Here is a 15,593-nt window from a genome sequence, read left to right as displayed (position 1 = left end):
TCACATCCGGAAGACGCCGTAGGAGACGGGTTCCAACGGTGCTTGGGCGCACACCGAAAGGGCAAGCCCGACAAATGTTCTCGTGTCAGCCGGGTCGATGATCCCGTCATCCCACAGCCGGGCCGTCGAGTAGTACGGGTTGCCCTGTTCCTCGTACTGCCCGCGGATGGGCGCCTTGAACGCCTCTTCCTCGTCGGCCGACCATGGTTTGCCCGCCGCGGTGAGCTGCTCACCGCGCACGGTGGCCAGCACGGAGGCGGCCTGTTCGCCGCCCATCACCGAGATCCGGGCGTTGGGCCACATCCACAAGAAGCGCGGCGAGTACGCGCGGCCGCACATCGAATAGTTGCCCGCCCCATAGGATCCGCCGATCACGACGGTCAGTTTGGGCACCCTGGCGCAGGCGACGGCGGTGACCATCTTGGCGCCGTGCTTGGCGATGCCTCCGGCCTCGTAGTCCCGGCCGACCATGAACCCGGCGATGTTCTGCAAGAACAGCAGCGGGATCTTGCGCTTGTCACACAGCTCGATGAAATGCGCGCCCTTCAAAGCGGATTCGCTGAAGAGCACCCCGTTGTTGGCCACGATCCCCACCGGATGGCCGTGGATGTGGGCGAACGCGGTCACCAGGGTCTTGCCGTAGTTGGCCTTGAATTCGCTGAAGTCGCCGCCGTCGACCAACCGCACGATGACCTCGTGCACGTCGTAGGGCACCCGCGGGTCCGGCGGCACCACGTCGTAGAGCTCGGTCTGTGCGCACCGCGGCGCGATCGGGGATCGCACCTCCCACCGGGTGGGCTCACGCGGGCCGAAGGTCGCCGCGATCGCACGAACGATCCGCAACGCGTGCTCGTCGTCGTCGGCGAGGTGGTCGGTGACACCGGAAACTCGCGAATGCAGGTCGCCGCCGCCGAGGTCCTCGGCCGACACGATCTCGCCGGTCGCCGCCTTGACCAGTGGCGGGCCGCCCAAAAAGATCGTGCCCTGCTCGCGCACGATGACGGCCTCATCGCTCATCGCCGGCACGTAGGCGCCGCCGGCCGTGCACGAACCCAGCACCGCGGCCACTTGCGGAATTCCCTTGGCGCTCATGGTCGCCTGGTTGAAGAAGATGCGACCGAAATGCTCCCTGTCGGGAAAGACCTCGTCCTGGCGCGGCAGGAACGCCCCGCCGGAGTCCACCAGGTAGACGCACGGCAGCCGGTTCTGCAGCGCCACCTCCTGCGCACGCAGGTGCTTTTTGACCGTCATCGGGTAATAGGTGCCGCCCTTGACCGTCGCGTCGTTGGCGACGATCACGCACTCGCGCTCCGACACGCGGCCGATCCCGGTGATGATGCCGGCTCCGGGAGATTCGTCGTCGTACATGCCGTCGGCGGCCAGGGGCGAAAGCTCCAAGAACGGGCTGCCGGGGTCGAGCAGGCGGTCCACCCGTTCGCGGGGCAACAGCTTCCCGCGGCTGACGTGGCGTTCCCGCGCGCGCTCGTTGCCGCCGAGCGCCGCAGCGGCCAGCCTGGTGTTCAGCTCGCTGACGAGCCGGCGGTGCTCGTCGGCGAACGACGCCTCGGGAGCCTTCGCTGGCGAGGTCATCACGTTGTCCATCGCCGCAGCAGCCTCCTTGGCATCGGGCGGTCCAGTTTTTGAGTTAATGTTGATTAACTCAGAGGTCTGAGAATACCATTGCCGGCGTTGCCGGTCTAGGGAGGATCGTGCCGGGCGAATAACGCGAGTTAATTGCGAATAACTCGTGCTACGTTGGTGACGATTGATTACACGGAGGTTCGTCATGACAACGTCTGCCTCCGAAGGACAGGCCGGTTCCCCTGACACCCCAAATCGCCGGAGCCAGTTAAAATTCGACCGCCGCTTGCAGCTGTTGTCGGCCGCCGAGCGCCTGTTCGCCGAGCGCGGATTTCTCGCAGTACGCCTCGAAGACATCGGCGCCGCGGCTGGCGTCAGCGGGCCGGCCATCTACCGGCATTTCCCCAACAAGGAGTCGCTCCTGGTCGAGTTGCTGGTGGGCATCAGCACCCGGCTGCTCGCCGGCGCCCGGCAGGTGCGGACCCGCAGCCCTGATGCCGCCTCCGCGCTGGACGGCCTGATCGACTTTCATCTCGACTTCGCCCTGACCGAACCCGACCTGATCCGCATCCAAGATCGCGACCTGGCGTACCTGCCCGGGGCGGCCGAAAAGCAGGTGCGCAAAGCGCAGCGCCAATACGTCGAGGTCTGGGTGGGGGTGCTGCGCGAGCTGAATCCCAAGCTGGCCGAGGCCGACGCCCGGTTGACCGCGCACGCCGTGTTCGGCCTGCTGAACTCGACGCCGCACAGCATGAAATCCCCTGACGCCTCGCGCAGCAAAAGCGTCCGCGCCGCACGATCGCGCGCCGTCATGCGGGCGATGACGATCGCCGCGCTCGCGGCCGGAAACCAGTGCCCCTGAACCGCCCTTCGTCAGGTGAGTAAGCGCTTCACTGCCCCACCCAGGTACCCTTGCAAGCCATGAGGTGGACATGAACGATTCACGTCCTACCGAGCGGTTTGGTCCATCGCTACCGGGGCCGCAGCAGCCGGGGTACGCCCCGCCCGCCGATCCCGCATATGCCGACCAGACGCCGTACGCCCCCACCTACGGCGGGACGATGTCGCCCTGGGCACCCACCGCCAACGAGAACACGACAAAACGGTTGCCGGCCTATTGGCAGCAGGACCTTCCTCCGTCGGACGAACTGCACTCGCAGGGCATGCCTCCGCCGCCGCCGCCCGGGCGGCCGAAATCGCCGCGCTGGCTGTGGATCGCCGCCGGCTCGGCGGTCCTGCTGGTCGTCGCCTTGGTGATTGCGCTGGCGCTCGCGAACGACGCGATCAAGACCCAGACCGCCGTCCCGCCGTTGCCGGCGATGCCGGAGCCGAGCCCGCAGAGCCCGACCCCGTCGGCGCGGAAATCGCCGACCCTCATCCCGGCGCCCATACCCCCGACCAGCGGCCCCGAGTCGCCCACCCCGACGACCGGTCCGGCGGCCATGCAAGACGTCGTCTACACCGTCACGGGCGAAGGTCGCGCGATCAGCATCATGTACGTCGACGCCGGCGACCTCATCCAGACCGAATTCAACGTCGCGCTGCCGTGGAGCAAGCAGGTCAGCCTGGCGAAGTCGGCCGCCCACCCGGCCAACGTCACGATCGTCAACATCGGGCACAGCGTCACCTGCACGGTCACCGTCAACGGGGTTCAGGTGAGCAAGCGCGTCGGCGGAGGGCTGACGATCTGCGACGCCCGGGGCTGAGGCCCTCTCGCCCAGACCCGCTCATGCCGTCGAGGATTCGGTGACCGGTTCGCCGCGCTGCGGAACGCGGACCACAAGCATCGCCAGCAGCCCGGCGATCAGGACCAGGGAGATCCCGCCGAGGCCGGCGCGCACGGCGCCGAAGACGTCGACGAACACCGAGAACAGCCACGGCGCCAGGAACGCCACCGCCCGCCCGGTCATCGTGTAGAGGCCGAAGGCGACGCCTTCCCTGCCGTACTTGGCCATCTGCAGCAACAGGGCACGCGACGACGACTGCGTCGGCCCGATGAACATGCACAGCAGCAGCCCGCACACCCAGAAGGCCACCGGCCCGGACGAGACCATCAACGTCAGTCCCAGGGTGATGATCGCGGCCAGCGAGGCCAGGATGACGGGTTTCGATCCGACCCGGTGGTCGACGAACCCGCCCAGCACCGCGCCCACCGCGGCGACGACGCAGGCCGCCACCCCGAAAATCAGCACGTCCGCCTGGGAGATGCCGTAGACGTTGACGCCGAGCACCGCGCCGAAGGCGAAGATCGCCGCCAGCCCGTCCCGGAACAGCGCGCTGGCGATCAGGAAGTACACCAGGTTGCGGTCGCGGCGCCATTCCGCGGAGACCTCGGTCCACAGCTTGCGGTAACCGCCCAACATGCTGGTGGGCTGATGCGCCTCGGCCGGGTCGCTCAGTCGTTGCGCCACGAACAGCAATGGCAGCGCGAACACCGCCAGCCAGGCCGCGGCCACCAACATAGCCTCGCGGACGTAGAGCCCGTCCTGCAAGGGAATTCGCAGCAGTCCGCGCGTCGCGCCCGGCCCCGAGCCCGACCCGGAGATGAATCCGGTGTAGATCACCAGCAACAGCAGGACGCTGCCGCCATAGCCCGCCGCCCAGCCGAATCCGGATATCCGGCCGGCCGTCTGTGGCGTCGAAAGCTGGCGCAGCATGGCGTTGTACGGGACGCTGGCCAGGTCCCCGCAGGCCGCCGTCGCCCCCAGCAGCACCAGACCCGCCCACAGGTAGCCGGGCCGATCGCGGATGAAGAACATCAAGCAGGTCAGCGTCACGGCCGCGGCGGTCAGCACGCTCAGGGCCACTCGCCTGCGATGCGGGGACTCCACCCACACGCCGACGGCGGGCGCGAGCACCGCGACGGTCAGCCCCGCGATGGCCGCGGCCCGGCCCAGCCAGCTCGCCGGCGTGGTGCTGCCCCCGATGCCCACGCCGACGCTGCTGGTCAGATACACGGCGAAGACGAAGGTGGCCACGATCGCGTTCAGGCCGGTCGAGCCGCAGTCCCAGAGCGCCCACGCCACCACGCGAGATCGCACGGGGGCGGCGGAACGCAACTCCGGCTGACTCATGCCCGGCACTCTAGCGGCGCCTGCGATCACCCGCGGATTGCGATTCGCCGGCTGTCTACGATTGGCGCATGCCGATACCCGCTCCAAGCCCCGAGGCGCGCGCCGTTGTCACCGGAGCTTCGCAGAACATCGGTGAAGCGCTGGCCACCGAACTTGCCGCCCGCGGACACGATCTGATCGTCACCGCGCGACGCGAGGATCTGCTCAAGGGTCTGGCCGCCCGCCTGACCGAGAAGTATCGCGTCACCGTCGAGGTGCGGCCCGCCGATCTGGCCGACCCGGGCGACCGCGCGAAACTGTGCGACGAGCTGGCCGCCCGCCCGATCTCGATCCTGTGCGCCAACGCGGGTACCGCGACGTTCGGTCCGGTGGCCACGCTCGATCCGGCCGGCGAGAAGGCGCAATTGCAGCTGAATGTCCTAGGGGTGCACGATCTTACGTTGGCGGTGTTACTCGGCATGGTCGAGCGCAAGGCCGGAGGCATCCTGATTTCCGGTTCGGCGGCCGGCAATTCGCCGATCCCCTACAACGCCACCTACGCCGCCACCAAGGCGTTCGTGAATACCTTCACCGAATCACTGCGCGGTGAACTGCGCGGGTCCGGCGTGAACGTGACGCTGCTGGCGCCCGGCCCGGTCCGCACCGACCTGCCCGCCGACACCGAAGCGTCGATCGTCGAGCGGCTGGTGCCCGACTTCCTGTGGATCTCGACGGAACACACCGCTCGAGTGTCGCTGGATGCGTTGGGCCGCAACAAGATGCGCGTCGTTCCAGGCCTGACGTCCAAGGCCATGTCGGTGGCGAGCGGCTACGCCCCGCGCGCCATCGTGTCGCCCATCGTGGGCGCGTTCTACAAAAAGCTCGGCGGCGGGTAAGCGCTGGGGCGGCGGGGGCGAGTGCCCTTCGCTCGCGAGCGTAACGTGGCTGCGAGTTGAGGCCCGGATTTTCGCAGCCCGGTTACACTCGCGACGCACCGCCCGCGCTACTTCCGGCGGCGACGGCCGGTGCCGAAAATGCCTTTCACCGCTTCGCGTATCGCCGTGTTGATGCCGCTTTTCACCGTCGGGTTCTGCAGCACTTCCTCCCACATCGACGGACCCCGCGGCTCCACCGGCTCCGGCATCGGCGGGACCGGGTCGTTTGCGGGGACGGGCGGGTAGTCGGACTGGGCTTGCGGCGGCGAGGCGGGCGGGGCCGGTGGGGCCGACGGTTGTGCCGGTTGTTGGACCGTTTCGCCGTATTTCGCCTGCAGCGGGCTGTCTTTCGCCGCAGCCTCGATCGCGTCGTTGCCGATCGACGCCATCAACGAGCGTGGCACCCGCATCCGTGTCCACGCGACCGGGGTGGGCGAGCCTTTCTCGGACAGCACGGTCACGACGGCCTCACCGATCCCCAGCGACGTCAACGCCGACTCCAGGTCGTAGACATCGGTTTTCGGGTAGGTGCGCACCGTCTTGGACAGCGCCTTCTGGTCGTCGGGAGTGAACGCCCGCAGCGCGTGCTGAATCCGCGCGCCCAACTGGGACAGCACGTCGTTGGGCAGATCGGTGGGCAACTGGGTGCAGAAGAACACCCCGACGCCCTTCGAGCGGATCAGTTTCACGGTCTGCTCGACCTGCTCGAGGAAGGCCTTCGACGCATCGGCGAACAACAGGTGCGCCTCGTCGAAGAAGAAGACCAGCTTCGGCTTGTCCACGTCGCCGACCTCGGGCAGGACGGTGAACAGGTCGGCCAGCAACCACATCAGGAAGGTGGAGAAGATGACCGGGCGCAACGACTGGCCGCCGAACTCCAGCAGCGAGATGATGCCGCGGCCCTGGTCGACGCGCAGCAGGTCCTGCGGGTCGAGCTTCGGCTCACCGAAGAACGTGTCGCCGCCCTCGCCCGCCAGGTTCACCAGCGCGCGCAGGATGACGCCCGCTGTTGTGGACGACACTCCGCCAAGGGATTTCAGATCTTCCTTGCCCTCGTCACTGGCCAGGTGGGTGATGGCAGCACGAAGGTTTTCCAGGGTGACCAGCTGGTAATTCTTTCCCTTGGCCCAGTGGAAGATCAGGCCCAGCGTCGACTCTTGAGTAGCATTGAGCCCCAACACCTTTGATAGCAGGACCGGACCGAAACTGGTGACGGTGGCCCGAACCGGCACACCGAGCCCGCCGACACCCAGCGAGAGGAATTCCACCGGGAATCCCGTCCCGGTCCAATTGTCGCCGGTGTCCTTGGCGCGTGCGGCCGTCCTGTCGTTGCCCTCCCCCGGTTTCGACAGCCCGGACAGGTCGCCCTTCACGTCGGCCATCAGCACCGGTACACCCGCGGCGCTGAGCTGTTCGGCGATCAGCTGCAGCGTCTTGGTCTTGCCGGTACCCGTCGCGCCGGCCACCAGGCCGTGCCTGTTCACGGTCGCCAGCGGAATGCGGATCTGCGCCGTCGGGTCGGCGGCGCCGTCGACCACGACGGTGCCCAATTCCAGTGCCTGGCCGTCGACCGCGTACCCATCCGCGATCCGGCTCGCCGGCGTCGCCGCTGAATCGGTGCTCATCGTGCTGCGCCCCTCTTCCCCAGTGATTCGGCATGCAGTTCGACCACGCTCACCCTACTTCTCGGGCGGATTCGGGGGCGAGGCCCAGGGTTGACGCCCGCGCCCGGCTCCGCCGCACTTGCGATCGCCACTAGTCCGATGGTGGCGACCCGCCGCGCCCGGCTCCGCCGCACTTGCGATCGCCACTAGTCTGAGCGCTGTGCGAGACGAATTGGTGTGGATCGACTGCGAGATGACCGGACTCGATCTCGGTTCGGACAAGCTGATCGAGATCGCGGCGCTGGTCACCGACGCCGATCTGAACATCCTCGGCGACGGCGTGGACGTGGTGATCCACGCCGACGACGCCGCCCTCTCGGCGATGGGTGACGTGGTGACCGAAATGCACTCGCGCTCCGGGCTGATCGACGAGGTGCGGGCATCCACCGTCGACCTGGCAACCGCCGAGGCGATGGTGCTCGACTACATCGGCCAACACGTCAAGCAACCCAAGACGGCGCCGCTGGCCGGAAACTCGATCGCCACCGATCGCGCGTTCATCGTGCGCGACATGTCCGCCCTGGACACGTTTCTGCACTACCGCATGATCGATGTGAGTTCGATCAAAGAGCTCTGCCGGCGCTGGTACCCGCGGATCTACTTCGGCCAGCCGGTGAAGGGACTCGCCCACCGCGCGCTGGCCGACATCCATGAATCTATCCGCGAATTGCAGTTCTATCGGCGCACCGCGTTCGTCTCCCCGCCGGGCCCACCTACCAGCGAAATCGAGGCGGTGGTCGCCGCCCTGGACGGCGGAAAAGACGCACCGGGACCAAGCGATTCGGCCAGCGCGCCGCCGAGCCGCTAGTATCAACAGTCGCTGCTCGTGCGGGCCTGCGGCCGGCACACAGCCGTGGTGGGTGTAGTTCAGTTGGTAGAGCGTCAGGTTGTGATCCTGAATGTCGCGGGTTCGAGTCCCGTCACTCACCCCACTGGTCAGGGAGCATCACCGCTCCCTGACCTTTTACGGTGGTAGCGACTCCGCGCACCGCTGTTGCACCCGTGAGTGGAAAGCCTTGAACAGACAACGCCGCGCCTCGCCCACGACGCGAGCAACCAAAGCCGCCGTCGCAGCGCTGGCGCTGTTGCTGATGGGCTGCGGCGGGTCGAGCCACACGGCGACTACGGTCATATCGACGCGGCCGGCGGAAACCAAAACGGTGACGAAGACCGTCACCCCGCCGCCACCGCCGGGACCGAAGACGTCCATCGAGGCCAACGGCACCTACATCGTCAACAAGGAGATCGCGGCGGGCACCTATCGCACCGACGGCGGCAAATACGGCTGCTATTGGGCGAGACTGCGCAGTTTCGACACCAACGACATCATCGACAACAACGTCGGCGACGGCCCTCAGGTGGTTCGGATCATGCCGACCGACACCGCGTTCATGACCCGAAGTTGCGGGAGCTGGCACAAGATCGACTGACCGATCCGGTCAGGTATTGGCGTTGCCCGCCTTCCACTGTGGCCACGGGATGTTCCAGTCGCCCAGCCCCTCGGTGCCCGGCAGCGTCGGCCCCACGGTGTGCACCACCTCGACGATGTCACCGCTTTTGCTGTGGTCGTAGAACCATTCGGCATTGCTGGGACTGACATTCAGGCATCCGTGGCTGGTGTTGGTGTGGCCTTGGGCGCCGACCGACCACGGCGCGGAGTGCACAAAGACTCCGCTATAGGACATCTGGGTGGCCCAGTCGACTTCGGTGCGATATCCGTTGGGCGAGTTGACCGGAACCCCATAGGTCGAGGAATCCATGATCATGTGTTTGAACCGCGCACCAATGATGTAGACGCCGTTGGCCGTTGGCGTGCTGTCCTTGCCCATCGACGTCGGCATGGTCTTGACGACGTCACCGTTGACCCGCACGGTCACCGTCTTCGTGGTGTCGTCGGCGGTCGAAATCACCTCGTCACCAATGATGAAGTGCGTCTTGACGTTGTCCTCACCGAACATCCCGTCGCCCAGATCCACCCCGTAGGTGTTGACAGCCACGTCGATGGCGGTCCCCGGCTTCCAGAAATGTTCTGGGCGCCAACGCACTTCGCGATTGGTGAGCCAGTAGAACGCACCCTCCACCGGCGGGTTCGTGGTGATGGCGATGGCTTTCTGGGCCGCGGCCCGGTCCGCGATGTTCTCGTCGAAGCGGATCGCCACCGGCTCGCCGATGCCCACCACCTCGCCGTCGACCGGGCTGACGTAGGGCATGGTCAGGTGGGCCGGTGAACTGGTCGCGAAGGTCATCTGCTTGTTGGTCGCGCCGCCCAGCCCGGTCGCCTTGACATTCAGCGTGTAGCGCCTGTTGTAGCCGAGCTGCTCGGTGGTGGACCAGCGCAGCGCGTCGGGGCTCAGCTTCCCGCTGATCGACCTGCCGTTTTCGTTGACCATGGTGACCGACGCAAGCACGCCGTTGGCGACGCTCACCGTCACCGGTGCATCGACCGTCACGCCGACGGCGCCGTCAGTCACCGACGAGGTGAGCTTGGGGACCAGCAGGTCGGCGAACGGGGTGCCCTTGTCGAAGATGACCTTCGCCGGCGCGGCTGTGTGGTCGCCACCGCAGGCGACCGCAAACACAGCAACCGTGACGACCGCGGCTGCCAGCCACGATCGGCGTACCCGCAAAGGCGTCATCCAGCGACCTTCCATTCAATTCTTGAAGTCGGTCACCGCTGACCTAGCTGCAGGCATTCTAAAGGGTTTTGCCGGCTCCACACGCCCACACCGGCCCGGGCGGCCGATCGGTGTCTCCGCCGCAATGAGTTCGTCACTCAGGCAAGGTCAGCGGCGTCACGGTAGGCCCACTACGCAGGCTGGCCGGCTTCCTCGTGACGCCGCGCCTCGACCCTGTCGCGGGTCGCGCCGGCCTCGACGCGGGCGAGTTTGATGATGGCCGCGGTCATCACCACCGCGGCCGCCGCCAACGCGATCAACCCGGCGCGACCGGTGTTCAGCGTCTCGCCCAGGACGACGACGCCCAGCACCGCCGCGACGACCGGCTGTGACATCTGCAGGGTGGGCATGGACGCGGTCAGCGGCCCGGCCCGAAATGCCGCCTGGCTCCACACCACACCACCCAGCGCGACCAGGATGCAGGCATACAGCTCGGGGGTCCGAGTCACCACCGCCACGCCGTCGCCGAGCCGCGCGACGACCTCCCTGGTGAGCGCCGCAAAGACGCCCCACAGCGCCCCCGACACGAAGGCGAACAGCACGGCGGCCACCGCGCCGCCCCGAATGCGGCCGGCCACCACACAGCCGATCAGGAGCGGCCCCAAGACGATGGCCACCAACGCCCAGATTCTCAGCGATGCGCCGCTATGACCGGCTTGCGGATTGCCGACGACGACCACCACTGTCACCGCGGCCGTCAACAGCGCGGCCCACACCCATTCGCCGCCGGTGACGGCGCGGTGCGACAACCTGGCGTCGAGGGGCAACGCGAACAGCACCGAAAACATCAGCAGCGCCTGGACCAGTAACACCGACCCTTCGCCCAGGGCCGCCACTTGCAACGCGATGCTCGCCGCCAACAGCAGCGTGCCCCACCACCACCGCTGGCTGCGAAGCAAATTGGCGAACAATTCGACGGAGCCCACCCGGTCGGTGATGCGCTGCGCCGCGCGTTGCTGCAGCACGTCGCCCGTGGCAATGCACAGCGCGGCACTCAACGCGAGGAGAGCGGCGATATCCGTTCGGCCCATGGGGATTTCTCCGTCCTGTCCGGCACTGGTGACACGGGGCTAATCGAAAGACGACGCCTCACAACGTAAGTCGTCATGTCAACCGCGCCCGGTCGTGGCCTTGGTGGGCCACCTTCTGATCAATGCCCGCCCTGCGTTGGGTGCGTCGCGAACCCAGCGGCCCCGCCCCACCGCGATCTCGCCGTCCTCGCCGGTCGCGGACCGTTCCCGCAACCGGACCAAGGGTCGGGGTGCCCACCACGTCCAGCGGCCCAGCAGGTGGATGAACGCGGGAACCAGAACCATGCGCACCAGGGTGGCGTCGACGAGCACGCCGAGCGTGAGGCCCAAACCCAGCATGCGCATGAACGACACGTGTGCCGGGATCAGCGCGGCGAACGAAATCGACATCACCACTGCGGCGGTCGTGACGACCCGGCCGATGCCGGCGATGCCCAGCGCGGTGCTCTCGGCGGTGGCCGCGCGGGCCTCGGCCGCGGTCGGCGGCGTCTCCCGGATGGCCTGCGAGGCCAGCCAGTACTCGTGGATGCGCGAGACAAGAAACACCTCGTAATCCATGGCCAGCCCGAAGGCGATGCAGAACAGCAGCACGGGGATGTTCGCGTTCAAGGTCCCGTTGGGGGTGGTCCCCAGGGCGCCCAGGTGACCGTCTTGGAAGATCCACACCATCGCGCCGAACGCCGCGGTCAGCGACAACACGTTGCACACCAGCGCCTGCAGCGGCAGCACCGCGCTGCCGGTCAGCAAGAACAGCAGCGCGAACGTGATAACGGTGATCAGACCGAACACGATCGGCAGTCGCTTCGTGATCGCGTCGACGCTGTCGCGGTTGATCTGCGCCAGCCCGGTCATCTCCACCGAACGCCCGGCCGGGCCCGCGACCTGATGCAATCGGTCGAGTTGGGTGTTCGAGGCCTGCGAATACAGCGGCGCGGTGGTGGAGACCGTCAAGAACGCGCTGCCGTTGGCCACGCCAGTGGGCCCGACGGGCGGCCCCAGCCGATTCCCACCGGCGAACGTCCCGGCCGGTGCGCTGACCGCGGACACGTCGGGCACGCGCGACAGCTCGGCGGCGTACCGCTGCAGGTCGGCGGGGGTCACGCCGCGGGCGTCGGGCACGACGACGGACACCCCGGTGCCGAACCCGTTCGCGAAGTCGTTGTCCAGCATGTCGGCGACCTGGCGCGCCGACGCGGATTCGGGGAGCACGCGCTCGTCCGGGAAGCCCCACTTCACGCCCAGGAACGGCGCCCCCAGCAACAGCAGCAGCGCGACGACGCTCAGGCCGACCGGCATGGCGTGGCGCAGCACGTACCGGGTGGACCGGTACCAGAACTGCGCCTCGAGCGGCTGGTGCGCGTAGTCGCGGAACGACCGCTGCCCGTGCAGGATGCGATGCATCACCCGTCGGGCGTCCAGCACATGCAGCCGCGGCCCCAACAGCACGATCGCCGCCGGCGTGACCACCACCGCGGCGATCGCCACGATGATCGCGGTGACCACGATCGTGTAGGCCGACGATTTCAAGAAATACATCGGGAACAGCGCCATCACCGCCATCGACAGCCCGACGGTCGTGGCCGAGAACAGCACGGTCCGCCCGGCGGTGGCCATGGTGCGGTAGAGCGCCCGGTCCCGGTCCTCGGTGCGGGCCAACTCCTCGCGGTAGCGGGTGATGATCAGCAGGTTGTAGTCGATGGCCAGGGCCAGGCCCATGGCGATGCTCAGGTCCAGGGCGTACGTCGACACGTCGGTGGCAAACGTGAGCAACCGCAACACCGACATGGTGCCGACGATGGCCAAGAGGCCAAGGACGATCGGTAGCGTCGCCGCGACCACACCTCCGAGCACCCAGACCAGGACCGCGAAGCTCAGCGGAATCGCGATGGACTCCATCAACAGCAGATCCCGCTGGTTCTGGCCGTTGATCTGCGCGTATGCCACGGCCATGCCCCCGGCCCGCACGGTGACGCCGTCGCGATCGTGCACCAGGTTCTCGGTGAGCGTGCTGGCGTACTTCTGCGCGTCGTTCTCGCCGCCTTTCAGGCCGGCGACGATCATCCCGGATTTGTTGTCCTTGCTGACCAGCTGGGCCGCGGCCTGCTGCCGATCGGGTGGCATGGTCCACGCTGAGGACACATTGAGCACCCACGGCGATCGTTTCAGCTGGTCCACGATGTCGGTGGCGACCCGGCGCGCCTGATCGCTGCGGACGCCGTCGGGAGCCGTCACCACGACCAGCATCTGCTGATCGGTTTGGTTGAACTTGTCGCGCAGGACCTCGGTCGCCCGCGCGGACTCCGACGTCGGGTCCTGGAAGCCGCCGCCGGAAAGGCTGTTGACCACCGGAAGCCCGAAGATCGCCGCCCCCACCAGCACCAGGAAGGCGATCCCGATGATGCGGCGCGGCGCGGCGATGGCAAGCCGGGTGATTACCTGCAGCATGGCGTATCGCCTACCCGAAACGACGCCTTTTGACCCGCCTCAACACCGATTGTCCGGGTGGGGCCGGGTTGCATCGGTGTTCGAATGGCCGGCCCTTGAGGTTTGACCTTCTGGTACCCGGGTATCGGACGTAAAAGCACACTTAGCACGTGGATTCGGTGTGCGCAGTGCCGGTTTGCCTGGGCTACAAGCGGATTGGATGTGCAAATGAACGCGACGGACGACGGCACCAACATTCGGCATCCAACCGAAGAGGACTGGCAGGCTGTCTTTGAAAATCAGGCCCGCACGTTCGGCGATCCGGTGGGCCCGGAGGATCTCGAAGCGTGGAAACGCCGGGTCAGCCTCGACGACATTCTCATCGCCGAGGACGTCTCCGATCCCGAGCGTCCGTTTCTGGTGGGAACGTCGATCATCTACCGCGCGCAGCTCACCGTGCCGGGTGGCGCGAACCTGCGAGCCGCGTGGCTGACGATGATCGCCGTCGCGTCAACGCATCAGGGTAAGGGACTTTGGGCCCAGCTCAGCGCGAAGGGACTCGGAATCCTGTTGGACCGCGGCTATCCCATCGTGTGCGGCGTTCCGACGCAGACAGCGATGTACGACGGCTTCGGCGCCGGGGTGGCCAGCTATAGCCACACCTATTCGATCGACCGCCGCTTCGCGAAGCTGCGGGCCGCGCCGGCCGGCATCCGGGCGCGCGAGGTCAACGCCGCTGAGGCGAAACGTCACCTGCCCGAAATTTACGAACGATGGTGTGCCGCAACCAATGGCGCGATCACCCGGGACGACGCGTGGTGGACCGACTACATGGACGACAGGGAAACCCAGCGGGGCAACGGGTCGGCGCTGCATTACACGATCCATCCCGATGGCTTCCTGACGTATCGGGTCGTCGGGTCGCAACAGCATGCGTTCCGCCCGCCCCTGGGCACGGTGGTCGTCGAGGACTTCTGCCCCGTCACCGATGAAGCTCACAGTGAGCTGCTGCAGACGCTGTTGGTGCTGGAGATGTTCTACCGCATAGAGATCGACGTGCCGGGCGACGACCCGCTTCCGCTCAAACTCACCGATCAACGCGCCGCGGAGGTCAAGGGTGTGAGCGATTTCCTCTGGGTGCGGATCAACGACGTCCCCGAGGTGCTGGGTGCCCGCACCTACACCGCCGATGCCGACATCGTGCTGGAGGTCACCGACCCGCTTCAGCTCGCGGGTGGACGGTTTCAGCTGCAGACTCGCGGTGGCGCCGGGAAGTGCACGCCCCACGACGGGCCGGCGGACATCGAGATCGGGCTGGCCGACCTGGCCACCATCTACATGGGGGCGCACCGGGCTTCCCAGCTTGCTCGGGCCGGCCGCATCACCGAGGTGCGCACCGGCGCGTTGGGTGAGCTGGACGCGGCGTTCGGCACCGACCGGGCACCTTTCTGCGGGACTGTTTTGTGATGATCGCGTAAATCCCTTGTGCGACGGTGTATTTCGTCGGTGTGCGCGACCGCGCGTCGCAAAGTCGACGCCGGCGAGGCGGCGGCCTGGTCCGGCAAGGGCGAACTCTGTGACCCTCGCCCAGGTGCGGGCAAGCTATCCTGGGAGACGGTCGGGATTTCACTCCGCGGCAGAACGCCTGTTATTGTCGCCTACGCGGTCTCGGCCGACCACAAGCGCCGTTAGCTCAGTTGGTAGAGCAGCTGACTCTTAATCAGCGGGTCCGGGGTTCGAAACCCTGACGGCGCACAGCTCACCGAATATGTCATTGTTCGGCGTCGCCTTCGATTCCGCACTGGCCGGCGGATTGCCGCCAGTGTCTTGGGACTCCCTTTCCAATGGCCCCCGACGCCTTTACCATCGCTGCGACGCCGTTTTTCCAAAGGGGACCTGTGAAAACTGAGCTGAAGTGGGTCGAACCCCACGAGGGCCACTTCCACGCCAACATCGATGACCGCAGCGAATACCGCGTCCACGCGGTCTCCACGGGCGGCTTCCGCGCCGAACGGGTCGACGACGGCCTCGTGCACCACGATCTCGGCCGGGCAGCCGACTCCGCCGAGGCGCAGGCGATCTGCCAGGACCTGCACACGCGGGCGATGCGGCGCGCGGCGTGGGAGGCGTACATGGCCGAAAACGACCCGCCCGGGTGGGAGTAGCCGGCGCGGCTGATCAGCCTCGGCAAGCCAGTTGCCGTCGTATCCCCCCGCAAAAGCCTTTCGTA

Annotated in this window: 13 protein-coding genes and 2 tRNA genes; 9 read left to right on the top strand and 6 right to left on the bottom strand. The window is 67.1% G+C overall.

The features are described 5' to 3' along the window. Positions 1-1,590 carry a carboxyl transferase domain-containing protein gene (locus A5775_RS12360; protein ID WP_067252497.1) on the bottom strand — a complete coding sequence of 530 codons (1,590 nt, stop codon included), beginning with the start codon at positions 1,588-1,590 and terminating at the stop codon, positions 1-3. A 196-nt stretch (positions 1,591-1,786) separates the two neighbouring features. Here A5775_RS12360 and A5775_RS12355 point away from each other — a divergent pair, with 196 nt between their 5' ends. Together A5775_RS12355 and A5775_RS12350 are read left to right on the top strand one after the other, a co-directional pair. Further along, positions 1,787-2,443: a TetR/AcrR family transcriptional regulator gene (locus A5775_RS12355; protein WP_067252396.1), complete on the top strand. Its 657-nt coding sequence runs from the start codon at positions 1,787-1,789 to the stop codon at positions 2,441-2,443. 64 nt (positions 2,444-2,507) lie between these two features. Beyond that, on the top strand, positions 2,508-3,287 hold the full coding sequence (locus A5775_RS12350; protein WP_082952990.1) for an MmpS family transport accessory protein: 780 nt from the start codon (positions 2,508-2,510) through the stop codon (positions 3,285-3,287). Positions 3,288-3,308: 21 nt separating this feature from the next. On the opposite strand, the gene A5775_RS12345 is transcribed toward A5775_RS12350, so the two are convergent. Further along, positions 3,309-4,655: an MFS transporter gene (locus tag A5775_RS12345; RefSeq protein ID WP_067252395.1), complete on the bottom strand. Its 1,347-nt coding sequence runs from the start codon at positions 4,653-4,655 to the stop codon at positions 3,309-3,311. A gap of 68 nt (positions 4,656-4,723) precedes the next feature. Here A5775_RS12345 and cmrA point away from each other — a divergent pair, with 68 nt between their 5' ends. Then, positions 4,724-5,530 carry a mycolate reductase gene (cmrA, locus tag A5775_RS12340; RefSeq protein ID WP_067252393.1) on the top strand — a complete coding sequence of 269 codons (807 nt, stop codon included), beginning with the start codon at positions 4,724-4,726 and terminating at the stop codon, positions 5,528-5,530. 107 nt (positions 5,531-5,637) lie between these two features. Here cmrA and A5775_RS12335 read toward each other — a convergent pair whose 3' ends face one another. Further along, complete coding sequence (locus A5775_RS12335) at positions 5,638-7,194, bottom strand: helicase HerA-like domain-containing protein (protein ID WP_067252391.1); 1,557 nt, start codon at positions 7,192-7,194, stop codon at positions 5,638-5,640. Between the two features lie 199 nt (positions 7,195-7,393). Between A5775_RS12335 and orn the strand changes: the two genes are divergently transcribed. From orn to A5775_RS12320, 3 genes are all read left to right on the top strand, one after another. Further along, complete coding sequence (gene orn, locus A5775_RS12330; protein WP_067252389.1) at positions 7,394-8,041, top strand: oligoribonuclease; 648 nt, start codon at positions 7,394-7,396, stop codon at positions 8,039-8,041. 48 nt (positions 8,042-8,089) lie between these two features. Next, positions 8,090-8,165 (top strand) — tRNA-His (locus tag A5775_RS12325). A gap of 159 nt (positions 8,166-8,324) precedes the next feature. Continuing rightward, entirely contained in the window at positions 8,325-8,663 is a 339-nt protein-coding gene (locus tag A5775_RS12320) for a hypothetical protein (protein ID WP_067252386.1), read from the top strand. Positions 8,664-8,672: 9 nt separating this feature from the next. Here the strand turns inward: A5775_RS12320 and A5775_RS12315 are convergent, their stop codons facing one another. The 3 genes from A5775_RS12315 to A5775_RS12305 all read right to left on the bottom strand — a co-directional run bounded on the left by A5775_RS12315 (position 8,673) and on the right by A5775_RS12305 (position 13,384). Then, a complete protein-coding gene (locus tag A5775_RS12315; protein ID WP_067252383.1) occupies positions 8,673-9,884 on the bottom strand; it encodes an Ig-like domain-containing protein in 1,212 nt (403 codons plus the stop codon). A gap of 155 nt (positions 9,885-10,039) precedes the next feature. Next, positions 10,040-10,939: a DMT family transporter gene (locus A5775_RS12310; RefSeq protein ID WP_067252381.1), complete on the bottom strand. Its 900-nt coding sequence runs from the start codon at positions 10,937-10,939 to the stop codon at positions 10,040-10,042. Between the two features lie 78 nt (positions 10,940-11,017). Next, a complete protein-coding gene (locus A5775_RS12305) occupies positions 11,018-13,384 on the bottom strand; it encodes an MMPL family transporter (protein WP_067252378.1) in 2,367 nt (788 codons plus the stop codon). 207 nt (positions 13,385-13,591) lie between these two features. On the opposite strand from A5775_RS12305, the gene A5775_RS12300 reads away from it, so the two are divergent. From A5775_RS12300 to A5775_RS12290, 3 genes are all read left to right on the top strand, one after another. After that, on the top strand, positions 13,592-14,830 hold the full coding sequence (locus A5775_RS12300; protein ID WP_067252375.1) for a GNAT family N-acetyltransferase: 1,239 nt from the start codon (positions 13,592-13,594) through the stop codon (positions 14,828-14,830). Positions 14,831-15,045: 215 nt separating this feature from the next. Next, a tRNA-Lys gene (locus A5775_RS12295) sits at positions 15,046-15,118 on the top strand. Between the two features lie 143 nt (positions 15,119-15,261). Beyond that, positions 15,262-15,528, top strand: coding sequence for a hypothetical protein (locus A5775_RS12290; protein WP_067252373.1), 267 nt, complete (start codon positions 15,262-15,264; stop codon positions 15,526-15,528). Positions 15,529-15,593: the final 65 nt, after the last annotated feature.

Source organism: Mycobacterium sp. 852002-10029_SCH5224772, assembly GCF_001667315.1.
Lineage (GTDB): Bacteria > Actinomycetota > Actinomycetes > Mycobacteriales > Mycobacteriaceae > Mycobacterium.
The sequence above is the reverse complement of the archived record's forward strand: the minus strand, read 5'-3'. Positions and strand labels throughout refer to the sequence as shown.